The following is a 20,957-nucleotide window of genomic DNA, read 5'->3' on the forward strand; positions in this document are numbered from 1 at the left end:
TTAACCCTCCCTCTCAATCTTGGTCAGGCTATCGCGGAGTGCTTCGCCATATTCATATTTTGCAGGACAGGAGAAACCAACAAGACCAAGGTCTTCTTCGTCCAGTTCCAGTACACCCAGCTTTTGCGCTTCGTCGGTGTCCATCACCAACAACGCCCGCAGCAGTTGTGTCGGCAGGAAGTCCTGTGGCATCAGCTCTTCGAAGGTCCCCAGTGGTACCATCGCACGACGGCCACCGTTCAAATTGGTGCTCAGGGGGTAAAGCTTCTTGGAAAAGGCGGAACCCAGAACCGGCAAAAGGCTGTATTTCGACGGCATCGGCCGGATCCACCCCATTGGGATCTGTTTGTGATCCTCTTCCATGATGGTCACTTGACGCGCATAACGCCCCAGGAACGTCACCACGTCTTCGCCAGCCTGACCGCTCAAAACCGAACCAGAAACCAAACGTACCGGAAGGTCAGAGGAAATCTCCCCATTGGTCAGTTCAAGCAGCGAAGCCCCTTCCACGGTACGCACCAAACGCGGATTATCGCAGAGAGGGCCGCTCAGAGCGATCACCCGGCTGGCGTCAATCTTGCCAGTCTCCAACAAGCGGCCAATGGCGATCACGTCTTGGTATCCAACGGTCCATACGGTTTTGGACGCCGACGGTGGCTCCAGGAAATGCATGTGCGTACCAGCCAAGCCCGCGGGATGCGGACCAGAGAAGGTCGCCACGGTCACGCCATCCGCGCTTGGCACATTGGCCCCCTGCGCATGGCAAAGATACGTCGCGCCGTCGGTCAACTTAGTAATTGCAGCCAAGCCTTGAGCGAAGGCATCTCCTGCATCAGCAATCACAACCGCAGGATCACCAGCCAAAGGCTCGGTATCCATCGCGTTCACATAGATCGCTGCCGCAGTTTCGTCTGGAGCAGGCACCTTCGAATAAGGCCGCGTGCGAAACGAAGTCCACAGACCTGCGGCACAAAGCCGCTCCACCAGACCCGCGCGGGTGGACACGTCGCCCACAGCCGCAAAGTCTTTTGGTTCAGCCGCCGAAGAATCAACTTCGATTTCCACACTGAGCAAAACCCGCCGTGCGCCGCGATTGATCGCCTTCACACGGCCAGACACGGGAGAGACGACTTTCACGTCCATTGTGTCCTTATGCGCAAGAAGTGGATCCCCTGCGGCCACCACATCTCCTTCTGATACGGAGATACGCGGCTTCAGTCCTATATAGTCGCCTCCCAACACGGCCACGGTTTTCACCGGGGCAGCGTCGTGTATCTCTCCCGAAGCCGGCGCACCGGTGATCGGAAGATTCAGGCCTTTTTTGAGCGCAAAATGCTGCACGTCAATCACATCCCGTCGTTTCTGGTTCGTCTTCGATTTTCTGATCTGTCGCGCATGCCTATACGCGTTCCACGCGTGCGCAACCAGCCCTTAAACTGCCACTTTTCTATTGTTTCTCCCCTTTGAGAGCAATAAAGATCGTCAGCAACAGCGCGGATGCTCCGCAGCCCTGATGATCTGGGCCGCGGCCCAGTTTTGTTGCCACAACTCACTGAGAATTTCCTAAAATGACCCGGCTCTCTCGACGCAGCTTTATCTTCATGACGTTGGCGCTTGCTGCCTGCAAACGTGGCGCAGCGGACCTGTTGTTGAGCGGTCAAACAATGGGCACGACATACACCATTGTGGCGGTCGAGCCGCATAGCGGTCTGAAAAAAGACGCTCTGAAAGTCGCAATTGATGCGGCGTTACAGGACGTCGACCAGAAAATGTCGAACTGGAACCCGACTTCTGAGATCTCCCAGATCAATGCGCTCAAGGCCAATACGCCCTTCTCAATGAGCGCTGACATGTTCACGCTCATGCAAGCTGCTCAAGCAGTGCATCATGCCAGCGACGAACAGTTTGATCTCACCCTTGGCCCCTTGATTGATCTCTGGGGGTTTGGCGCACAGAAACCGACTGGCCGCGTTCCAGACGCTGCTGCTGTTACATCCGGAATGCAGTCTGTGGGTCAGTCTGACGCTCTCACGCTCGACGGCAACACACTTACAAAATCCCACGACGACACCCAAATTTACCTCTCGGCTATCGGCAAGGGGTTCGGGGTTGATCGACTCGGCGACATCGTCAGAAGCTTTGGCGTCACCGACTTTATGGTAGAGATCGGCGGCGATATCATCACGTCCGGCCAAAATGCCGAAGGACTGCCCTGGCAAATCGCCATAGAAACGCCAGACGCACGTCAGCGCAGCTTTCTTAAGGTTCTCAGCGTGTCCGACTTGGGCATGGCCACATCAGGCGACTACCGAAACTACTTCGAACAAGATGGCGTCCGCTACAGCCACATCCTTAATGCGACAACCGGCCGCCCCGTAACCCACGCTACAGCCTCGGTCACGGTTTTGACCCAAAACGCCATGCTCTCAGACGCCTGGGCAACCGCCCTGTTGGTGCTTGGCCGACAGCGCGGCATGGAAATTGCAGAGCGGCAAAATCTCGCGGCCTTGTTTATCGACCGTGAGGTCACATCTGGTAAGATGCACTTCAAAACCTACGCCACCGATCAATTCGCCAGCATTCAACACAGCTAACCTCTTCAAAGGACACCAAGCGATGGAAACCTTTATGCTCACTTTTGTACTGTTGCTTCTGGTGACGCTTGGAATGGCCGTTGGCGTGATGTTTCGCGGACGCACCATCAAGGGGTCCTGTGGCGGCTTGAATGCCATCAGCGGCTCAGACAAATGTGTCGTGTGCAGCAAGGACATTGATCCGGACAGCCCGCTACGCGAACGGCTGCAATGCCCACGCGCCAAGAAGATGTTAGAACAAATGCAAGAAGACGAACGCACCTAACCCGCGAACACGTCTCAATGATTAGAAAAGGGCGCCTTATCCATTTGTGGCGAGCGGCACCAAACCAACAATCAATAGGCAAAGAGCCGCGATCAGCCCAAATACCCACAGCTGCCAACGTGGCCCCTCTTCTTTCCAAGCACGACGGTAGCGATGGCCTGCAAGGCAAGCCAAAACAAAAAGCACAGTGGCAAGCCACGGCGAAAGCACAACGTCAGGCAAAAGAAAATTCCCCAAAAGCAGTTTCAGCAGTTAGGCTGGACACATAAAGACAGAGAATTTTCTACGCAAGGAGCCCTCAATGCCCAGTTCCTACCAAGCCCCAAACCGCAAGGCTGAGGAAAAAAACAAAACCATGAGCCAATCCACGAACACAAATACGTCTTCTGACGTGGCAACTGTGCAAAAGGTTCTGGATCAAAAAGGCGGAAGTGTTTTTTCGATTCGCCCCCAAGACACGCTGGGAGACGCGGTCAAAGTCCTGAAAGAGCGTGGCATTGGTGCCCTTCTGGTCACAGACGCAAATGGCGAATTGAAAGGGATCCTGTCAGAACGCGATATCGTCCGAAAGCTTGCTGACACACCCGGCCAAACCCTGCCGCAACAAGTGTCTGACGTCATGACCACAGCCGTACAAACGTGCACGCCTGACGAACCCATGGTGTCCGTTCTGCGACGCATGAATGAAGGGCGTTTCCGCCACATGCCAATTGCTGACGGCTCCGGCCTCATTGGCATGGTAACGATTGGCGATTTGGTGAATTACCGTCTTACAGAGCTTGAGCATGAAGCGTTGCAGCTCAAACAGCTCATTGTAGGCTAAAGAAAAATCTGCTCTCAAATAGAAAAGGGCCGAGTGATCGGCCCTTGAAAATCAAATCTTTTGAGAGATTTGGTGCGGTCGAGAAGACTCGAACTTCCACTCCGGTTAAAGAACAGCGACCTCAACGCTGCGCGTCTACCAATTCCGCCACGACCGCACTTGCCCTGGTGGGTGTGGGGCTAATACCGCTGCTGATTGGGGATGTGAAGCAAAAAATGACGATGATCCAGAATTTTTCGGGATCCCGCCTACTTCCTTCAAACTTGCCTTGAATTCAAAGCTAAAACCCGGAGAAAGATTGCACCAGCGGCGAGGGGCGCTTAGGTCACCGGTAAACCGACAGCGGGATGAGGCTCACAAATGGTGGAATGGATTCAATCCGACACTCTAGTCGACTATGACGAAGCGCTCACGTTTATGGAACAGCGAGCGGAGGCGATCGCGAAAGGAGAGGCAGAAGAATGCGTTTGGTTTCTGGAGCACCCTCCCCTCTATACAGCAGGCACATCCGCTAAGCGCGAAGATTTGACTGATCCAGATCGGTTTCCTGTGTTTGAAGCCAAGCGCGGTGGTCAATATACCTACCACGGACCAGGGCAACGGGTTGTCTATGTGATGCTGGACCTGAACAAGCGCGGTAAAGACATTCGCGTCTTTGTGAAACAGCTTGAAACCTGGGTCATTGCAACACTGGCAGAGTTTAACCTGACCGGCGAAATTCGCGACGGGCGAGTCGGTGTTTGGGTTTCACGTGATGACAAGCCTCTTCAGGCGAACGGTGAAAGAGCAGAAGATAAGATCGCTGCTATTGGTATTCGTCTCAAAAAGTGGGTGAGCTTTCATGGCATTTCACTCAACGTGGAGCCAGACCTCAGGCACTTTGACGGCATTGTGCCTTGCGGGATTACGGAGCACGGTGTGACATCTTTGGTCGACTTGGGCCTCCCAGTCACAATGGACGACGTAGACGTGGCGCTAAGGCGGCAGTTTGAACAGACTTTTGGCGGCTGACCAACCTTTTCTCAAGGGCGTCACCATCCCCTCGGATGCCGAAATGAAAACGAATTGTTAACCACCTCAACGATAGTGTGAGGCTAAGGAACCTCGCCTGTGAAGCTGCCAACTTTGCGTGATCCTCACGTGACACAGCGCGCCCTTGGGGAACACGTTTTATGCTGCTGAGAATTGCATTCACCTGCGCATTCATTGCCTTTGCTCCGCTGTCGGGTGCTATATTGGCAGAAGAATCTGTTGCGAAAATGGATACGTCTCTTCTGCAAGGGTTGGGGAACTTCGACAACGGTCTCGCTGGCACTTTGGCACTGACCAACACCGACGAGGCATCCGCTGAAGACGCCCCTCGCCGTCTCGGTCTCTCTCGCTTTGCCAACACAGGCCACACCTCGGAACACGCTGCCAAGCGCACCGTCAAAGACCGTATCCGCATTCAACTGGAAGACACCGCTATCTATGGCGTGTTCTCCGGCGGCAACCAGCCCGGTGCAACGGATGGTGTTGTCGGCCTAGGTTTGGAGCGCCCGCTCGACCGGGGGCTTGCGCTGAACCTGGAGCTGTTTCAACCAACCAATCGCGCAAAACACTCCGGTGCTGACAAAGACAACACCAAAGCTGCGCTGAAACTTCTCTTTCGCTTCTAAGTCGACCAGAGCCAAAGCCGCGCCCGATCGTCGCGGATGGCGTCCAATGGTCCTATTCCAATGGAAATTGATTTGCACATCGCGCCCCTATGGCTGAAACTCCAGCCGAGGAAATACGCGTCAATTTTTTGAACATCTAACGAGGAATCTCTCATGAAGTTTGTTGTTGCAGCAGCCACGGCGGCCCTACTTGTCGCTTCGCCCGCCACTGCCGAAGGCGACGTTGAGGCCGGTGAAAAAGGCTTCAAGAAGTGCAAGGCATGCCACTCTGTTGTAAATCCGGATGGCGAAGTCTTGTACAAAGGCGGCAAAACCGGCCCCAACCTGTACGGCATTGTTGGTCGCGGCGTTGCCGCTGAAGACTTCAAATACGGCGCAGGCCTTCTGGAAGCCAAAGACGCTGGTGCCGTTTGGACCGAAGAGATGTTGGTTGCCTACGTGACCGATCCAAAAGCATGGCTGGGTGACAACGGCTACGCCACAAAGTCCAAGATGTCTTTCAAGCTGAAAAAAGGTGGCGCAGACGTCTTCGCATACCTGGCATCTCTCGCGCCTGCGGTTGAAGCAGAAGCTGAAGCTGAAGAAAAGTCTGAGTAAGGCTTTCCTTTTCACAAAAAAGAGCCCCATGCAGTTGTCACTGCATGGGGCTTTTCTTTTTAGGATACACCTTTTGCACACAGGTGCATGCCAGTCACTCTAGTTCGATCAACAAATCTTTGGCATCGATCTGTCCACCGGCTGCGGAGTGTACAGCTTTGATTGTAGCATCACGTTCCGCATGGATGCCCGTTTCCATTTTCATGGCTTCGATTGTGAGCAGCAAGTCGCCTTCTTTGACCTGTGCACCAGCAGCCACCGCCACAGAAGCGACAACCCCTGGCATGGGCGCACCGATATGATTGGCGTTGCCAACTTCGGCTTTCGGCCTTGCAGCGGTGGACGCCTTGACCAGACGGTTGGGCACACGGATCACACGGGGCTGGCCATTGAGTTCGAAGAAGACTTTGACTTCACCGTTTTCGTCAGTTTCACCAATGGCTTGCAGACGAATTTCCAGCGTCTTGCCTGGATCAATCTCAGCGGTGATCTCGTCGCCGGGATCCATACCGTAGAAAAAGGTTTTGGTGGGCAGCGCGCGCACCGGACCATATTGGCGGTGACGGCCCATGTAATCGAGGAAGACTTTTGGATACATCAGGTATCCGTTCAGATCTTCATCATCGACTTCAAACCCTTCTAGCAGACCAGAAAGCTCTGCACGCGATTCTTCGAGGTCAATTGGCTTGAGATGTTTGCCTGGACGCTCGGTGTTTGGTTTCTCACCTTTGAGCACCTTGTCGATGATCGCGGAAGGGAAGCCACCGTGCGGCTGACCAAGATTGCCGCGCATCATGTCCACAACCGAATCCGGAAAGGCCAGATCGGTCTTGGGATCTTCAACCTCGTCACGTGTCAGACCTTGAGAGACCATCATCAACGCCATGTCGCCCACAACTTTGGAGGACGGCGTGACTTTCACAATGTCACCAAACATCTGGTTCACATCTGCATAGGTCTGCGCGACCTCGTGCCAGCGCTCTTCCAGGCCAAGGCTGCGCGCCTGTGCCTTTAGATTGGTGAACTGACCGCCAGGCATCTCGTGCAGGTAGACCTCAGAAGCAGGCGCTGCGAGACCACTTTCAAACGCTGCGTATTGCGCGCGCACACCTTCCCAATAGTCGCTGACTTCACGCACAGCCTTGATATCAAGGCCTGTGTCGCGATCCGTATTACGTGTAGCCTCTACAATCGACCCCAAGCATGGTTGGGATGTGCCGCCAGAAAAGGCGTCCATAGCCGCGTCCACAGCATCTACGCCAGCATCCGTCGCGGCCAGAATAGTGGCGCCTGCGATGCCAGATGTGTCATGTGTGTGGAAGTGAATTGGCAGACCAACCTCTTCCTTCAGCGCTTTGATCAGAACCCGCGCGGAGGCTGGCTTCAACAAGCCCGCCATATCCTTAAGCCCCAACACATGCGCGCCCGCGGCTTCAAGCTCTTTGGCCATGGACACGTAGTAGTTCACGTCATACTTGGCGCGGTTTGGATCGAGAATGTCACCGGTGTAGCAGATAGTGCCTTCGCAGACCTTGCCGCTCTCAACCACCGCATCCATTGCGACACGCATGTTTTCCACCCAGTTGAGGCTGTCAAACACGCGGAACACATCCACACCGGTATCTGCGGCCTGTTTCACAAAGGCCTGAACCACGTTGTCAGGGTAGTTGGTGTAACCCACGCCATTGGAGGCGCGCAGCAGCATTTGGGTCATCACGTTCGGCATGGCGGCGCGCAGATCGCGCAGACGCTGCCACGGACATTCCTGCAAGAAGCGATACGCCACATCAAATGTCGCGCCACCCCAACATTCGACCGAAAACAAATCAGACAGGTTCGCAGCATAAGACGGCGCAACCTTAATCATGTCGATCGAACGCATGCGGGTCGCGAGCAACGATTGGTGTCCGTCGCGCATGGTGGTGTCGGTCAAAAGAAGTTTTTTCTGCGCCTTCATCCAATCCGCGACCGCTTGCGCCCCCTGCTCTTCCAAGAGATTACGCGTGCCCGGCTTGACCGTGCCATGCTTCGCTGGTGGCACAGGCTCTCTCAAATCAGCGGGCGGCAGAGGGCGGTCGGCTGTTTCAGGATGCCCATTCACAGAAATATCTGCGATATAGGTCAGCACCTTAGTGCCCCGATCGCGACGTTTCTCGAAGTTAAACAACTCCTCGGTCTCATCAATAAACTTGGTAGTGTATTGATTGTTGAGGAAGGTTGGGTGCTTCAACAGGTTTTCCACAAACGCAATGTTGGTGGACACACCGCGCACACGGAATTCACGCAATGCGCGGTCCATGCGGGCAATCGCCTTTTCCGGCGTCGGAGCCCAGGCCGTCACTTTGGTCAGCAGAGAATCGTAGTAACGGGTGATCACGCCACCTGCGTAAGCCGTCCCCCCATCCAAACGGATACCCATACCTGTCGCAGAACGATACGCCGTGATGCGGCCGTAATCCGGGATGAAGTTATTTTGCGGATCTTCCGTGGTCACACGGGTTTGCAGAGCGTGGCCATTCAGGCGGATGTCGTACTGGCTGGATTTACCCGTGGCCTCGGCCAGAGATTTACCTTCTGCGATCAGGATTTGCGCCTGAACGATATCGATACCGGTGACTTCCTCAGTCACAGTGTGCTCCACCTGCACCCGCGGGTTAACTTCGATGAAGTAGAACTTGCCGCTTTCCATATCCATCAGGAACTCAACGGTGCCAGCGCATTCGTAGTTCACATGGGCACAGATCTTGCGACCCAGTTCACAGATTTCCTCACGCTGCGCTTCGGAGAGATACGGCGCCGGCGCGCGTTCTACCACTTTCTGGTTACGGCGCTGAACAGAACAATCGCGCTCATAGAGATGGTAGATGTTGCCTTTGGTGTCCCCGAGGATTTGCACCTCAACGTGACGTGCACGGGTGATCATCTTTTCGAGATAACCTTCGCCGTTGCCAAAGGCAGCTTCCGCCTCACGACGGCCTTCAAGCACCTTCTCTTCCAGCTCGTCTTCGCCAAAAATCGGGCGCATACCCCGACCGCCGCCGCCCCAGGATGCTTTTAACATCAGGGGATAGCCAACTGCAGCGGCCTCTTTCTTGATGGCGTCCATGTCGTCACCAAGCACCTCGGTGGCAGGAATAACCGGCACGCCCGCGTCAATGGCGACGTTTCGCGCCGACGCCTTGTCGCCCAGTGCGCGCATGGTTTCGGCTTTAGGGCCAATAAAGGTGATGCCGTTTGCCGCACAAGCATCCACAAAGTCCGGGTTCTCGGACAGCAGCCCGTAGCCCGGGTGGATCGCATCTGCGCCGCACTCTTTGGCCACGCGGATGATCTCATCAATGCTCAGATAGGCAGCAACCGGGCCCATTCCTTCGCCAATGCGATAGGCTTCGTCCGCTTTGAAACGGTGAAGACCCAATTTGTCTTCCTCCGCAAAGACCGCCACGGTCTTCTTACCCATCTCGTTTGCAGCCCGCATCACACGGATCGCAATCTCGCCACGGTTGGCTATCAGGATTTTGGAAAATTCAGGCATCGGCAGGTGTCCCCTCTTTGGCACTGTCGGTGTTTGGACGAATTGCTACAAGCATGCCGCGTCGCAGCGCAATACCCACTGACCCTGATTCTGAAATATTTCTGTTACATTTTGTACTCGAGTTGTTTCCGAACGGAATAAAACTACCGTGAACGGCGGTTTTGCGCAGTTGAATTGCGCAAAGTCTCACGCCATCTGCGTAACAATCAAAATATGGAATGTAAAAATGCTGACCCGTCGTCGCTTCTCTTTTTCCCTTGCCGCACTTTCTTTGATCCCAGTCGACGCACTGGCAAACCCCAAAACACTCACAGCGGAGGAGGCTTTCTCCCGCATGCGATCTGGCGAGTTGATCCTGATTGACGTGCGCACACCACAAGAATGGCAAGACAGCGGCGTGGCCGAAGGCGCCTGGCCACTCGACATGCGCGAGCCCGACTTTGGCCGTTGGATCATGGCGGTTCTGGAGCGTAATCCCAACCACCAGGTCGCCGTGATTTGTCGAAGCGGCAACCGCAGCGGCCGGTTGATGGGCGTTTTTGCGCAAAACGGCATTGATGGGACGTTGGACGTAACCGAAGGCATGTTGGGAGGCCCGCGCGGCAAGGGGTGGATTCCATCCGGCCTACCAACGGTAAACGCTCAAACCGCGTTTGAGGCCATGCCAAAGGATCTGACCGCCAAATAGTAAACTAGAAGGGACGCAGCTTGCTTGGTACTTCTGTCAGGTCTTCCAAACCAAGCTGCCCCATATTTGCTCGCAAGTCCTGCTTGAGGATATCCACGAGATGCGCGGGACCCTTGGTTCCCAACGCCGCTAGGGCATAGTGAAACGGCCGCCCCATCATCACAAAATTTGCACCCAAGGCCAGCGCCCGCAGGATATCAAGGCCGGTTTCAAAACCGCTGTCCACTATCAATGGGAGCGCAGTGGCTCCGCGTATTTTTGGCAAAACTTCAATGGGGGCTGGCGCTGCATCAAACTGGCGGCCTGCGTGATTGGACAACCACAGCGCATCGACGCCCATGGCCTCAAGCCTCGCACAGTTCTCGCTGCGGAGCACGCCTTTGACAACAAAAGCCCCCTCCCAATTGTCCCGCAGCCATAGCACATAGTCCCAATCCGGGGAGGTGCGCAGCAAGTATCCTGCGTGGGCAGTGGAGCTTAACCCGGACACCTGTCCGGCATAATCATCGATCAGCTTCATGCGCGGCATACCTGACCGCGCCGTTGCCAAAGCCCAAGCTGGCCGCAAAGCCACCTGCGCCAAAAGACGCGGTGTGAGTTTCGGCGGCGTCGTGAGGCCGGACCGCACCTGCCGCTCTCTGCGGCTGGCTGTTGGGACATCAACCGTCAGCACCAATGTGGTAAACCCAGCAGATTTCACGCGCTTCAAAAGGTCCTTGCGGATACCTTCATCACGCGGCGGATAGAGCTGAAACCATCCGTTTTGTCCAATTTGAGGTGCAACGTCTTCTGGAGTCTGCGTTGCGACTGTGCTGAGCGTGTAAGGCATGTTGGCGGATATCGCCGTCCGCGCCAAGGTCTGTTCCGCGGCTGGCCAGATCAGCCCGGACATGCCCACCGGCGCAATTCCAACTGGAACATCATAGGCTTGCCCCAGGAAAGATGTCGCAACATCCGGTGACAGTTCACCATGTAAAATGGACGGTTCAAACAAGATCTCATCAAGTTTTTGCCTGTTGCGGGCTTTGCTCCGCTCTTCCCCGGTCGCGCTGTCCAAATATTCCCAGACAAATTTGGGAATCCGTTTTTGCGCGCGAGATCGCAGATCACTTAAGGCGGGGTATTGGGTATGCAAATCCATGAGATAACCGTCTTATGCCTCCCAAAAAATGTCCAGCGCGACTTGCCTTTTTACCGCGCAACCATCACTGGAACATAAGAAGAACAGGCTTTTGCCTCAGCTAGCTTTGCGATAGGGTAACGTCCATGAGCAGTTTTGACGAATTTGACGCCTTCGAAGGCGCGTCCTTGTCGGCGCGGGCCATGGCCCCACGCCCGATGCCTTACCTCGACCAGCTCAACCCGGCACAGCGCGAAGCGGTTGAGAAACTGGACGGTCCAGTTTTGATGTTGGCTGGCGCCGGCACCGGCAAAACCAAAGCCCTGACCGCGCGGATTGTGCACCTGCTCAACACCAATCGCGCACGACCAAACGAGATTTTGGCGGTGACCTTCACCAACAAAGCAGCCCGCGAGATGAAAGACCGCGTCGGCAATATGTTGGGACAGCAGATTGAAGGCGTGCCTTGGCTGGGCACCTTCCATGCGATCTGTGTGAAGCTGCTGCGCCGCCACGCGGAGTTGGTTGGTCTGAAAAGCAATTTTACGATTCTGGACACTGACGACCAATTGCGCCTGCTCAAGCAATTGGTCGCAGCGGCCAATATCGATGACAAACGCTGGCCCGCTCGGCAACTGGCCTCTCTGATTGATGGCTGGAAGAACCGCGCACTGACACCGGAGAAACTGCCTGCCGCTGATGCAGGAGCTTATAACCACATGGGTGGTCAGCTCTATGCGCAGTATCAAAACCGTCTGAAAGAACTCAACGCAGTGGATTTTGGCGACCTGCTTTTGCATATGGTCACAATTTTCCAAGATCACCCGGATGTGCTGTCCAACTATCAGCGCTGGTTCCGTTATATCCTTGTGGACGAATATCAGGATACCAACGTCGCACAGTATCTATGGCTTCGGCTTCTGGCCTCGGCGCATAAAAACATCTGTTGTGTTGGCGACGACGACCAGTCGATCTACGGCTGGCGTGGCGCAGAAGTGGGCAACATTCTGCGGTTTGAGAAGGACTTTCCCGGTGCGCATGTGGTGCGGCTGGAACAAAACTACCGCTCCACCGGCAATATTCTGGCTGCGGCCTCCAATGTTATTCGCGGCAATGAAAACCGCCTTGGCAAGGAGCTTTGGACCGAGGCTGACATGGGCGAGAAAGTACGTCTGATTGGTCATTGGGACGGAGATGAAGAAGCCCGCTGGGTTGGCGAAGAAGTAGAGGCCATGCAGCGCGGCACGCGTGGCAGTGACCCCAAGTCGCTGGAAGACATGGCAATCCTTGTCCGCGCCTCCCACCAGATGCGCGCGTTTGAGGATCGGTTCCTCACCATCGGACTGCCCTATCGCGTGATTGGCGGGCCACGTTTTTATGAGCGTTTGGAAATCCGCGACGCGATGGCCTACTTCCGCGTGGTGGTCAGCCCGGACGACGATCTGGCGTTTGAGCGCATTGTGAACACACCCAAGCGCGGGTTAGGCAATGTGGCGCAACAGAAAATCCAGACCTGTGCGCGCGCCAACGGCGTGAGCCTTGTGGAAGGCGCCCGTATCCTGCTGGAAGAAAAGGGCATTGGCGGCAAAGGCGCTAAAGAGCTGGGCATCTTGATAGACGGAATAGACCGTTGGCGCAAGCAAGGCACCGCGCCGGTTATCGAGGTGCCGTTGGATGACGACGACGTCATTGATGATGGCACCACGCAGACCGCCATGCGCTTTCAGGAAGGCCATGCCGAACTGAGCCATGTGGAATTGGCGCAGGTGATTCTGGACGAGGCCGGTTACACGGCCATGTGGCAGAACGACAAAACACCGGAAGCACCGGGGCGGCTTGAGAACCTGAAAGAACTGGTCAAAGCCTTGGAAGGGTTCGACAATCTGCAAGGCTTCCTTGAGCACGTCAGCCTGATCATGGACAATGAAAGCGAAGACGCGGAGCAGAAGATTTCGATCATGACGCTGCACGCTGCCAAAGGGTTGGAGTTCCCGGCTGTGTTCCTGCCGGGGTGGGAAGATGGGTTGTTCCCGTCCCAACGCAGCATGGACGAGACCGGCCTTAAGGGCCTCGAAGAAGAGCGGCGTTTGGCTTACGTGGGCATCACGCGAGCCGAAGAGATTTGCACAATTTCCTTTGCTGGAAATCGACGTGTTTTTGGCCAATGGCAGAATCAAATGCCAAGTCGGTTTATTGATGAACTCTCTGACGAAAATGTCGAAGTCCTCACCCCGCCCGGCCTGTATGGCCACAGCGGAGGGGCGCGTGATTCTGGCGGTGGCTTTGGCCGGTCAGGGTTGGAAAGCTCTGCCATGAAAGCAGATGGGTACAATTCTCCAGGCTGGAAACGCCTGCAATCCCGTGCAGGGCAATATGGCACCAGCCAGCCCAAAGAAAGCAAAGCTGCCGCGATTGATCTGACCGCTGTGAGCAGCTTCACCGTTGGCGACCGCGTATTCCATCAAAAGTTTGGCTATGGCGCTGTGACCGGAATTGAGGGTGACAAGCTGACCATCAACTTCGAAAAAGCTGGGGAAAAGAAGGTCGTCGCTCGTTTTGTCAGTGCATCAGATGACATTCCGTTTTGACCCGACGTCGATGTCCCGCGGAGATATTGACAGCACGCGCCGCCATGCGTTGAGGTGAACTCCAGACTGGAGAGCCTCATGATTTTCTACGATTGCGCGACAGCGCCCAGCCCGCGGCGGGCACGGATGTTTATTACAGAGAAAGGGCTGGAGATTGAAACCCGCCAAGTGGACCTGCGCAATGACGGCCACCGCGCCCCAGAATTTCTGGCGCTGAATCAACACGGTACCGTTCCCGTACTGACGACGGACGAAGGGCTGAACCTGACCGAAAACATCGCGATTGCAGGCTACCTTGAGGCGATGCATCCGGAACCACCTTTGATGGGCACTACGCCGGACGAAAAGGGTTCAGTGCTTATGTGGAACGCGATTTGCGAGTTCCATGGCGGCATGTCGATTGCCGAAACGCTGCGCAATGCTTCCCCTGCCCTCAAAGGCCGCGCACTGCCAGGAGCTGTCAACTACGAGCAAATTCCAGAGCTGGCTGAAAGGGGCGCCAAACGCCTGCAATTGTTCTACGCCACATTGGAACAGAGGCTACAGGACAGCCCCTGGCTGGCGGGCGACACGTTCACCATGGCAGACATCACCGGTTATGTGTTCTGCGACTTTGCACGGATCGTGAAGATGACACCGCCGGAGGACAACACAGCGACGCAAGCCTGGCTTGCCAAGATAGCCAGCCGCCCCAGCGTGCAGGCGTAAGGCAAGAAACCCCAAAAACAGGCGCTCTTCGGAGCGTCTTTTTTGTTGTGCATCAGGGATTTGGAGAGAGAAGGCAGCGGCGACATCAGGGAGGAGGAGAGATGTCGCCGCGCTTCACACAAAACGCTCAGGGAGGAGGAGAGAGCGTCTTGATACCGGTGACCCCGCGACGGGATCGAATTTTGAGTGCGACGGTGCCAGGGAGGAGGAGAGGCACCGTCGCTCTAGTTTCAAGCGCCCTCAGGGAGGAGGAGAGAGGGCTCTTGATACCGTTGGGCTTTTGGGCCCGAATTCGATGCGGCGACACCAGGGAGGAGGAGAGGTGTCGCCGCTTAGATCAAGTCACTCCAGGGAGGAGGAGAGGAGCAACTTGAGCTCGGTGGACCGTTCTGGTCCTGTGTTCGCTACGACGACACCAGGGAGGAGGAGAGGTATCGTCGCAGTAGTGGAAGGCCTGAGGGAGGAGCGGCCTTCCGAATTCTTATGCCTCGCGGCTTGCTTCGATCGCCAAGCGGCGGATCATGGAGCGGCTCAGACCCAGGTCGGCCAGTTCGCGGTCAGAAAGCTGGTTCAGCTCGTTGTACGTCGCGCGGTAAACGCGGTACTGACGGAAGCGTTCTGCTGCGTTTGCGAAAAGGACCGAAAGGCCAGAGGCTTTAGGTGCGGTCACAGAAGATGTGCTTGCTACATATGCCATTGTCATTTCTCTCAGTCTGCTAGAGTGTCTGTTCGCTGTTGTGATGGTGATATAGGGTGATGCTGCATCTGCACAATAGCCGCCTTCGCAAAGCAGTTATGCGTCGAGCGAATACCAGACGTTACGTAAAGGTAAACCGCCGAAAAATTAACCAACGTGCGGAATTGGTTGAAGAAATGTAAACGGATTCTTACATGGAATCTCAAACGGTGCCTTTATTGTGCACTTGCAGCATAGGAGTTGTGCATGTCCGTCAACAAAGAACAGGTGCAGGCCGTTTTGCAAAAAATTGCTCTGCCCGACGGGGGCGATTTAATCTCACGGGACTTTGTCCGCGCATTGAGCATTCGCGAAAAAAATGTGCAGTTTGTTATTGAAGCACCCACCCCCGATATAGCACGACTCATGGAGCCGTTGCGCAAAATGGCGGAAGCGGCCGTTGCACAGATGGACGGAGTCGACTCAGTTCAGGTTGCATTGACGGCCCATGACAGCGCCCCTGCCCCCAAATCCGCACCGCCTAGCCTGAAAATTGGCGGACACCCCAAACCGCAGGCTGGTCCGATGAAAGTGGCGGGTGTGGATCGCATTCTGGCGGTTGGGTCCGGCAAAGGGGGCGTGGGCAAATCGACCGTGTCCTCTAACTTGGCTGTGGCTCTGGCAAAACAAGGCCGCAAAGTGGGCTTGCTGGATGCGGACATCTACGGCCCAAGCCAACCGCGCATGATGGGCGTCAACAAACGCCCGGCAAGTCCTGACGGCAAAACCATTATTCCGCTTGAGGCGCATGGCGTCACAATCATGTCGCTGGGCTTCATGCTGGAAGAGGACAAGCCGGTTGTTTGGCGCGGCCCGATGTTGATGGGCGCGTTGCAGCAGATGCTGACGCAAGTGCAGTGGGGCGATTTGGATGTGTTGATTGTCGACTTGCCACCCGGCACAGGGGACGTGCAGCTGACGCTGTGTCAGAAGACAGAACTGACCGGGGCCATTGTCGTGAGCACGCCGCAGGACGTGGCTTTACTCGACGCGCGCAAGGCGCTTGGCATGTTTGATCAACTCAAGACACCGGTTCTGGGACTCATTGAAAACATGAGCCTTTTCCATTGTCCGAAGTGTGGACATGAAGCGCATATCTTTGGCCACGGCGGCGTGGCGGCGGAGGCTGAAAAGCTTGGCGTGCCACTGCTTGGCGCACTGCCCATTGATCTGGACACGCGTCTGGCGGGCGATGGCGGCACGCCGATTGCTGCCGGTGACAGCGACATGGCGCAAGCCTATGCGCAGATTGCCAATGGGCTGGTGCGGGGTGGGATGGCGTAAGCTTTGCCAAAATGCAGATCTATTATAGGGTTCCGACATTGGCGGAGCCCTTTTTAAATGGATTTTCATGGAGATAGTTGAATTCACACGCAATCGCTGCCCCGAACTGGCGAACTTTTTGAGGGAGTGCCAAGAGACAGATTTGCGCTTTGTAGGAGATCTCCCGATCATGCATTCCGCAGACAATCACATTCACCTTTGGGCGTTGGAATACTGGGCGGATCATCACAAGTGGATCACCACCGCCTATCGCGTCGCCTTTGTGGGGGCAATTCTCGCGGTGTGGCGCAAGCGTTTGACGGGCTTCCAGCCTTATCAAGAGCGTGGCTATCGGCTGTATGTCTACGAAGATTTGGCGCCAACGGTGTCGGTTGTGGCAGAAACAGACACCGGATGCCCCTATGGCCTGGCGCAAATTGTGCCTTCCATGGAGACTGTTTTGGCGGCGTATAAAAACCAGAGCTGGATTGAGAATTTTTCCAATGATGCAAACGCCTTAGATCCAGCCTCTCTGTTGCGCGCCATCGAGAAACACAAAGGCTCCATAGGCAAGCCAACGGCCCAAACGCTTGGGCTGCAGGTGGGACATGTGCGGCGCATGATCGAATGGTTTGAAATCGGCGACAAGGTGAATGCGGTGCGCAAGCGCTTCAAACGGAGACCGGCGCAGTTTCGATCTGAATTTGCTGCGCCGGTGAAGGTTTGGGAACAGTGTCTGCCCGCGCGATTTGCGCCGTAATCGACGCCCTGTCTCAGTCGTAAATCTCGCCAATCAAGATCTGTGGCTGCACGTTGGTGAAGTTGGGAATATCCGCCATAACCGGCCCTGCGGCTTTCATGGCGGCGCCCATAGCGTCTTGATCTGCAAAGGTAATTGTCGCAATGGCGTGGAATGGTGCCGGGGTGTCCGGACCACCGGCCAGTCCTTTGGAAGCCTGCGCGCTGCTAATATGTGCGCCCATGTGTTCGCCGACCAACCCCATGTGGGTGGTGGCGTAATAATCGTGGTCAAAGGTGGTGCCGTCGCCCACCGGATACAGCACTTGCAAAGTAACAGCCATGGAATCCTCCCCAATTCTGGCGGTGATAAAGCAGCCTAGCAGGAGACGGCATTTGGCGCAAAAATCCCTGTTGTTAACCTGCTGCAGTGCAGCGCAACCCTGCCAAAAATCACGTCGGTAAAGCATCGGTATCCCGACTGTTTTGCGGAGGTGCGCTTTTTGACGTTCACGTCACCCGCCGATTCGCTCTGAAAATGACCGCAGCGCCCGCGCAACGGCGCATTCTCGCGACACGCTCAGGGTTGCCGCGTGGCCTTTGCCCTCAGAAAATCGTCCAGTTCGACGTAGAGCTGTTTGCGCTCGTCTTCGCTCAGAAAACTTCCGATCTCCACGGTACGGCCATTTCCTGTGAGGGTCACATAGTTGGGGACAGGGCCGCCATGGGCATGCAGCTCAACGCGCGTCCAATAGATGTTACACTCCCACTCTTTCACAGCGCCGCGAGCGGGTGTGTGGCGCAGACGTAGGATATCGTCGGCCAAAGTCAGCTCTTCGAGAACCTCACCATCTTTGTAAGAGCGTTCCAGCCCCCACCAGAGCCCAGCAACCATCACCAGAATAAATGGCAGGATGCCCCAGAGGGCCACAGAGCCCAACAGGCCCAAAAGCGGGATGGAGCTCATGCCAAAGGCGAAGAGAATCATTGCCGCAAAGCCCCGGCGTGGCAGGGAGCGGTACGGCCAGAGGGTCAGGACGGGCTGATCCGGGTTTGGCGAGGAGGTCCAGCGATGCGGCATTAGACAGGGCTTGGCGGACTAAGGGGCCAGCCCCTCTTGCGCGCAGGCGCGCAATTCACCCCGGGATATTGGGGGGAAGAGAAGACGGGGGTTTGGTCTGTGTAGGTCATGTCGCGCCTTTGCCGCGGGCCAAAAGCACGTAGCGGCCCAAAACTGAGGGATCGTTAGGGGTGTAGGTGATCTCGGCAAAGCCAGCGGCTTGAAGCGTGTCGAGGTATTCGGCGGGAGACAGGCTGCCGTGATAGACCGGTTCGCCCGCTACGCTGCCGGTGACTTCGCCCTCGTCATCGCCCACTGTCAGCAATAGGTGCCCTCCGGTCTTGAGGTGTTTCAGGATCACTGGCAGGGTTGAGCGTTGCTCCTCCGGGCTGAGATGAAAAAAGGCGTCCCAGCTGAGGATGGCGTCAAAGGTCTGGCCCAGATCAAGGCTGCGCATGTCTGCGACTTGGAATGTCGCGGCGGGGACATTGGACCTTGCACGCGCAATCATGGCGGCGCTGGCGTCTACACCACAAATGTGATGGCCAAGGTCTGTCAGGTAACCGCTCAGAGGTCGTCCAGCGCCGCAGCCGAGATCAAGTACCTTCGATGGAACAGGCAGCCCCTCAAGCCAGCGGGTCAGCCAGTCTTTTTCGCGCAAGGACGTATCGCGGCCCTCATCCCAGGCTGCGGCGTTGCGCTCATAAACAGAAGCCATGTCCGCCTTGATCTTTGCAAAGTCTTCCGGTGATGACATCCAAAGTGGTCCTTTGTGCAAAAGAAAAGGCCCCGGAGCATCGCTGCGCCGGGGCCTCTTTGATCTGTTACCTGAGAGGCCTCACATTAGTGAGAGTGGCCTTTGTCCCAGTCTTCCTGCTTTGGCAGGATTTCGAAGGTGTGCTCTGGTGGTGGGCATGGAAGGGTCCATTCCAGAGTATCTGCGTATTCGTTCCAGTAGTTGTTCTCGGTCACTTTCGCGCCGCGGAACAGCGAGTAGAACACCACACCGAAGAAGAACAGGAAGGAAGCAAAGGACAGGAACGCACCGTAGGAGCTGATCTTGTTCCAATATGCAAAGGCTTCCGGATAGTCGATGTAACGACGTGGCATGCCCTGACGACCCAAGAAGTGCTGTGGGAAGAAGGTCAGGTTGGCACCGATGAAGAACATCCAGAAGTGCAGCTTGCCCGCCCATTCAGGGTAGTGACGGCCGGTCATTTTGCCAAAGTAGAAGTAGATACCGGCAAAGATCGCGAACACGGCGCCGAGGCTCATCACGTAGTGGAAGTGCGCAACCACGTAGTAGGTGTCGTGGTAGTAGCGGTCCACGGAAGCTTGCGACAGAACGATCCCGGTCACACCACCTGCGGTGAAGAGGAACAGGAAGCCAAACGCCCAGAGCATTGGGGTTTTGAACTCGATGGAGCCGCCCCACATGGTGGCGATCCAAGAGAAGATCTTAACCCCGGTTGGCACCGCGATGACCATGGTGGCCAGCATGAAGTAGGACTGCTGCGTCAGCGACATACCCACCGTATACATGTGGTGCGCCCATACAACGAAGCCCAGAGCACCAATCGCAATGATCGCCCAAACCATTGGCAGGTAACCAAAGACCGGCTTACGCGCAAACGTCGCAATCACGTGAGAGATGATGCCGAAGCCTGGCAGGATCACGATGTACACTTCCGGGTGGCCGAAGAACCACAGGATGTGCTGATACAGGATCGGGTCGCCGCCGCCGGCTGGATCAAAGAAGGTGGTGCCGAAGTTACGGTCGGTCAACAACATGGTGATGGCGCCGGCCAGAACTGGCAGGGCCAGAAGGATCAGCCAGGCGGTCACAAAGATGGACCATGCAAAGAGAGGCACTTTGAACAGGGTCATGCCAGGGGCGCGCATGTTCAGGAAAGTGGTGATGATGTTGATCGCCCCCAGGATCGAAGAGGCACCGGAGACGTGCACCGCAAAGATCGCGAGGTCCATCGACATGCCAGCTTCGTTGGTGGAGAGCGGCGGATACAGGACCCAACCCACACCGGAGCCAAGTTGTTGGCTGCCGTCCGCCATTACCGGGCCGCCACCTGGCGCCAACATCGACGCGACACCCAGCAGGGTACCGGCCACGTAGAGCCAGAAGGACAGGTTGTTCATCCGTGGGAACGCCATATCCGGCGCGCCGATCTGCAATGGCATGAAGTAGTTGCCAAAGCCGCCAAACAGCGCCGGGATAACCACAAAGAACATCATCAGAACACCGTGGTAGGTGATCAGAACGTTCCACAGGTGGCCGTTTGGTGTACAGGGACCGTCACCGCCGCCAAAGAAGCGCGCGCCTTCCAGACACATGTATTGAACACCCGGATCCATCAGCTCCATGCGCATCAGCACCGTGAAGAAGACGGAGATCAAACCAGCCAGGGCTGAGATGATCAGATAAAGGATGCCAATGTCCTTATGGTTTGTGGACATAAACCAGCGGGTGAAAAAACCGCGCTCGTCGTGATGGTCCTGGCCTTGAATGGCTGCGTCTGCCATGCGTTGCCTCCTGTTGATTTATATCTGGGCGCGCGGATTCCCGCTT

General features: G+C 56.0%; 19 protein-coding genes and 1 tRNA gene. 11 read left to right on the plus strand and 9 right to left on the minus strand.

Annotated features, from left to right (window positions below):
* The gene (locus Q0955_RS17360; protein WP_299426867.1) at positions 1-1,341 is read right to left on the minus strand and encodes a Na(+)-translocating NADH-quinone reductase subunit A; all 1,341 of its coding nucleotides are present in this window, start codon (positions 1,339-1,341) and stop codon (positions 1-3) included.
* 227 nt (positions 1,342-1,568) lie between these two features.
* Here Q0955_RS17360 and Q0955_RS17365 point away from each other — a divergent pair, with 227 nt between their 5' ends.
* The 3 genes from Q0955_RS17365 to Q0955_RS17380 all read left to right on the plus strand — a co-directional run bounded on the left by Q0955_RS17365 (position 1,569) and on the right by Q0955_RS17380 (position 3,682).
* The gene (locus tag Q0955_RS17365) at positions 1,569-2,594 is read left to right on the plus strand and encodes an FAD:protein FMN transferase (protein ID WP_299426870.1); all 1,026 of its coding nucleotides are present in this window, start codon (positions 1,569-1,571) and stop codon (positions 2,592-2,594) included.
* A 22-nt stretch (positions 2,595-2,616) separates the two neighbouring features.
* Positions 2,617-2,859: a (Na+)-NQR maturation NqrM gene (nqrM, locus tag Q0955_RS17370; protein ID WP_299426873.1), complete on the plus strand. Its 243-nt coding sequence runs from the start codon at positions 2,617-2,619 to the stop codon at positions 2,857-2,859.
* A 301-nt stretch (positions 2,860-3,160) separates the two neighbouring features.
* Positions 3,161-3,682 (plus strand): CBS domain-containing protein, encoded by a 522-nt coding sequence (locus tag Q0955_RS17380; protein WP_299426879.1) that lies wholly within the window; start codon positions 3,161-3,163, stop codon positions 3,680-3,682.
* 70 nt (positions 3,683-3,752) lie between these two features.
* On the opposite strand, the gene Q0955_RS17385 is transcribed toward Q0955_RS17380, so the two are convergent.
* A tRNA-Leu gene (locus Q0955_RS17385) sits at positions 3,753-3,839 on the minus strand.
* Positions 3,840-4,042: 203 nt separating this feature from the next.
* On the opposite strand from Q0955_RS17385, the gene lipB reads away from it, so the two are divergent.
* The 3 genes from lipB (at position 4,043) to Q0955_RS17400 (ending at position 5,937) form a co-directional block, all read left to right on the plus strand.
* Positions 4,043-4,693, plus strand: coding sequence for a lipoyl(octanoyl) transferase LipB (gene lipB / locus Q0955_RS17390; protein ID WP_299426881.1), 651 nt, complete (start codon positions 4,043-4,045; stop codon positions 4,691-4,693).
* Between the two features lie 248 nt (positions 4,694-4,941).
* Positions 4,942-5,340, plus strand: a complete 399-nt coding sequence (locus Q0955_RS17395) for a hypothetical protein (RefSeq protein WP_299426884.1) — start codon at positions 4,942-4,944, stop codon at positions 5,338-5,340.
* A gap of 153 nt (positions 5,341-5,493) precedes the next feature.
* Positions 5,494-5,937 carry a cytochrome C gene (locus Q0955_RS17400; protein ID WP_299426887.1) on the plus strand — a complete coding sequence of 148 codons (444 nt, stop codon included), beginning with the start codon at positions 5,494-5,496 and terminating at the stop codon, positions 5,935-5,937.
* A 94-nt stretch (positions 5,938-6,031) separates the two neighbouring features.
* On the opposite strand, the gene Q0955_RS17405 is transcribed toward Q0955_RS17400, so the two are convergent.
* On the minus strand, positions 6,032-9,472 hold the full coding sequence (locus tag Q0955_RS17405; protein WP_299426890.1) for a pyruvate carboxylase: 3,441 nt from the start codon (positions 9,470-9,472) through the stop codon (positions 6,032-6,034).
* 226 nt (positions 9,473-9,698) lie between these two features.
* Here Q0955_RS17405 and Q0955_RS17410 point away from each other — a divergent pair, with 226 nt between their 5' ends.
* Positions 9,699-10,160, plus strand: a complete 462-nt coding sequence (locus Q0955_RS17410; RefSeq protein ID WP_299426893.1) for a rhodanese-like domain-containing protein — start codon at positions 9,699-9,701, stop codon at positions 10,158-10,160.
* Between the two features lie 4 nt (positions 10,161-10,164).
* Here the strand turns inward: Q0955_RS17410 and Q0955_RS17415 are convergent, their stop codons facing one another.
* Complete coding sequence (locus tag Q0955_RS17415) at positions 10,165-11,301, minus strand: alpha-hydroxy acid oxidase (protein WP_299426896.1); 1,137 nt, start codon at positions 11,299-11,301, stop codon at positions 10,165-10,167.
* 125 nt (positions 11,302-11,426) lie between these two features.
* Between Q0955_RS17415 and Q0955_RS17420 the strand changes: the two genes are divergently transcribed.
* Both Q0955_RS17420 and Q0955_RS17425 read left to right on the plus strand, forming a co-directional pair.
* Positions 11,427-13,868 carry a UvrD-helicase domain-containing protein gene (locus Q0955_RS17420; protein ID WP_299426899.1) on the plus strand — a complete coding sequence of 814 codons (2,442 nt, stop codon included), beginning with the start codon at positions 11,427-11,429 and terminating at the stop codon, positions 13,866-13,868.
* Positions 13,869-13,946: 78 nt separating this feature from the next.
* Positions 13,947-14,576, plus strand: coding sequence for a glutathione S-transferase (locus Q0955_RS17425; protein WP_299426902.1), 630 nt, complete (start codon positions 13,947-13,949; stop codon positions 14,574-14,576).
* A 481-nt stretch (positions 14,577-15,057) separates the two neighbouring features.
* Here the strand turns inward: Q0955_RS17425 and Q0955_RS17430 are convergent, their stop codons facing one another.
* Positions 15,058-15,273, minus strand: coding sequence for a DUF1127 domain-containing protein (locus Q0955_RS17430; RefSeq protein WP_299426905.1), 216 nt, complete (start codon positions 15,271-15,273; stop codon positions 15,058-15,060).
* 246 nt (positions 15,274-15,519) lie between these two features.
* Here Q0955_RS17430 and Q0955_RS17435 point away from each other — a divergent pair, with 246 nt between their 5' ends.
* Positions 15,520-16,596: an Mrp/NBP35 family ATP-binding protein gene (locus tag Q0955_RS17435; RefSeq protein WP_299426908.1), complete on the plus strand. Its 1,077-nt coding sequence runs from the start codon at positions 15,520-15,522 to the stop codon at positions 16,594-16,596.
* A 169-nt stretch (positions 16,597-16,765) separates the two neighbouring features.
* Entirely contained in the window at positions 16,766-17,335 is a 570-nt protein-coding gene (locus Q0955_RS17440) for a hypothetical protein (RefSeq protein ID WP_299426911.1), read from the plus strand.
* Between the two features lie 13 nt (positions 17,336-17,348).
* On the opposite strand, the gene Q0955_RS17445 is transcribed toward Q0955_RS17440, so the two are convergent.
* The 4 genes from Q0955_RS17445 to ctaD all read right to left on the minus strand — a co-directional run bounded on the left by Q0955_RS17445 (position 17,349) and on the right by ctaD (position 20,911).
* Positions 17,349-17,657 carry an EthD family reductase gene (locus tag Q0955_RS17445; protein WP_299426914.1) on the minus strand — a complete coding sequence of 103 codons (309 nt, stop codon included), beginning with the start codon at positions 17,655-17,657 and terminating at the stop codon, positions 17,349-17,351.
* Between the two features lie 236 nt (positions 17,658-17,893).
* A complete protein-coding gene (locus tag Q0955_RS17450; protein WP_299426917.1) occupies positions 17,894-18,394 on the minus strand; it encodes a DUF2244 domain-containing protein in 501 nt (166 codons plus the stop codon).
* Between the two features lie 106 nt (positions 18,395-18,500).
* Positions 18,501-19,130 (minus strand): class I SAM-dependent methyltransferase, encoded by a 630-nt coding sequence (locus tag Q0955_RS17455; RefSeq protein WP_299426920.1) that lies wholly within the window; start codon positions 19,128-19,130, stop codon positions 18,501-18,503.
* Positions 19,131-19,216: 86 nt separating this feature from the next.
* On the minus strand, positions 19,217-20,911 hold the full coding sequence (ctaD, locus tag Q0955_RS17460) for a cytochrome c oxidase subunit I (protein WP_299426923.1): 1,695 nt from the start codon (positions 20,909-20,911) through the stop codon (positions 19,217-19,219).
* Positions 20,912-20,957: the final 46 nt, after the last annotated feature.

The organism is uncultured Shimia sp., assembly GCF_947493595.1.
Lineage (GTDB): Bacteria > Pseudomonadota > Alphaproteobacteria > Rhodobacterales > Rhodobacteraceae > Shimia.

What these genes read in the sequence shown, in the direction of transcription:
- Q0955_RS17365 (WP_299426870.1), top strand. Translation starts at nt 1,569, where the DNA reads ATGACCCGGCTCTCTCGACGCAGCTTTATCTTCATGACGTTGGCGCTT.
- nqrM (WP_299426873.1), top strand. Translation starts at nt 2,617, where the DNA reads ATGGAAACCTTTATGCTCACTTTTGTACTGTTGCTTCTGGTGACGCTT.
- Q0955_RS17380 (WP_299426879.1), top strand. Translation starts at nt 3,161, where the DNA reads ATGCCCAGTTCCTACCAAGCCCCAAACCGCAAGGCTGAGGAAAAAAAC.
- lipB (WP_299426881.1), top strand. Translation starts at nt 4,043, where the DNA reads ATGGTGGAATGGATTCAATCCGACACTCTAGTCGACTATGACGAAGCG.
- Q0955_RS17395 (WP_299426884.1), top strand. Translation starts at nt 4,942, where the DNA reads ATGGATACGTCTCTTCTGCAAGGGTTGGGGAACTTCGACAACGGTCTC.
- Q0955_RS17400 (WP_299426887.1), top strand. Translation starts at nt 5,494, where the DNA reads ATGAAGTTTGTTGTTGCAGCAGCCACGGCGGCCCTACTTGTCGCTTCG.
- Q0955_RS17405 (WP_299426890.1), bottom strand. Translation starts at nt 9,472, where the DNA reads ATGCCTGAATTTTCCAAAATCCTGATAGCCAACCGTGGCGAGATTGCG.
- Q0955_RS17410 (WP_299426893.1), top strand. Translation starts at nt 9,699, where the DNA reads ATGCTGACCCGTCGTCGCTTCTCTTTTTCCCTTGCCGCACTTTCTTTG.
- Q0955_RS17415 (WP_299426896.1), bottom strand. Translation starts at nt 11,301, where the DNA reads ATGGATTTGCATACCCAATACCCCGCCTTAAGTGATCTGCGATCTCGC.
- Q0955_RS17420 (WP_299426899.1), top strand. Translation starts at nt 11,427, where the DNA reads ATGAGCAGTTTTGACGAATTTGACGCCTTCGAAGGCGCGTCCTTGTCG.
- Q0955_RS17425 (WP_299426902.1), top strand. Translation starts at nt 13,947, where the DNA reads ATGATTTTCTACGATTGCGCGACAGCGCCCAGCCCGCGGCGGGCACGG.
- Q0955_RS17430 (WP_299426905.1), bottom strand. Translation starts at nt 15,273, where the DNA reads ATGGCATATGTAGCAAGCACATCTTCTGTGACCGCACCTAAAGCCTCT.
- Q0955_RS17435 (WP_299426908.1), top strand. Translation starts at nt 15,520, where the DNA reads ATGTCCGTCAACAAAGAACAGGTGCAGGCCGTTTTGCAAAAAATTGCT.
- Q0955_RS17440 (WP_299426911.1), top strand. Translation starts at nt 16,766, where the DNA reads ATGCATTCCGCAGACAATCACATTCACCTTTGGGCGTTGGAATACTGG.
- Q0955_RS17445 (WP_299426914.1), bottom strand. Translation starts at nt 17,657, where the DNA reads ATGGCTGTTACTTTGCAAGTGCTGTATCCGGTGGGCGACGGCACCACC.
- Q0955_RS17450 (WP_299426917.1), bottom strand. Translation starts at nt 18,394, where the DNA reads ATGCCGCATCGCTGGACCTCCTCGCCAAACCCGGATCAGCCCGTCCTG.
- Q0955_RS17455 (WP_299426920.1), bottom strand. Translation starts at nt 19,130, where the DNA reads ATGTCATCACCGGAAGACTTTGCAAAGATCAAGGCGGACATGGCTTCT.
- ctaD (WP_299426923.1), bottom strand. Translation starts at nt 20,911, where the DNA reads ATGGCAGACGCAGCCATTCAAGGCCAGGACCATCACGACGAGCGCGGT.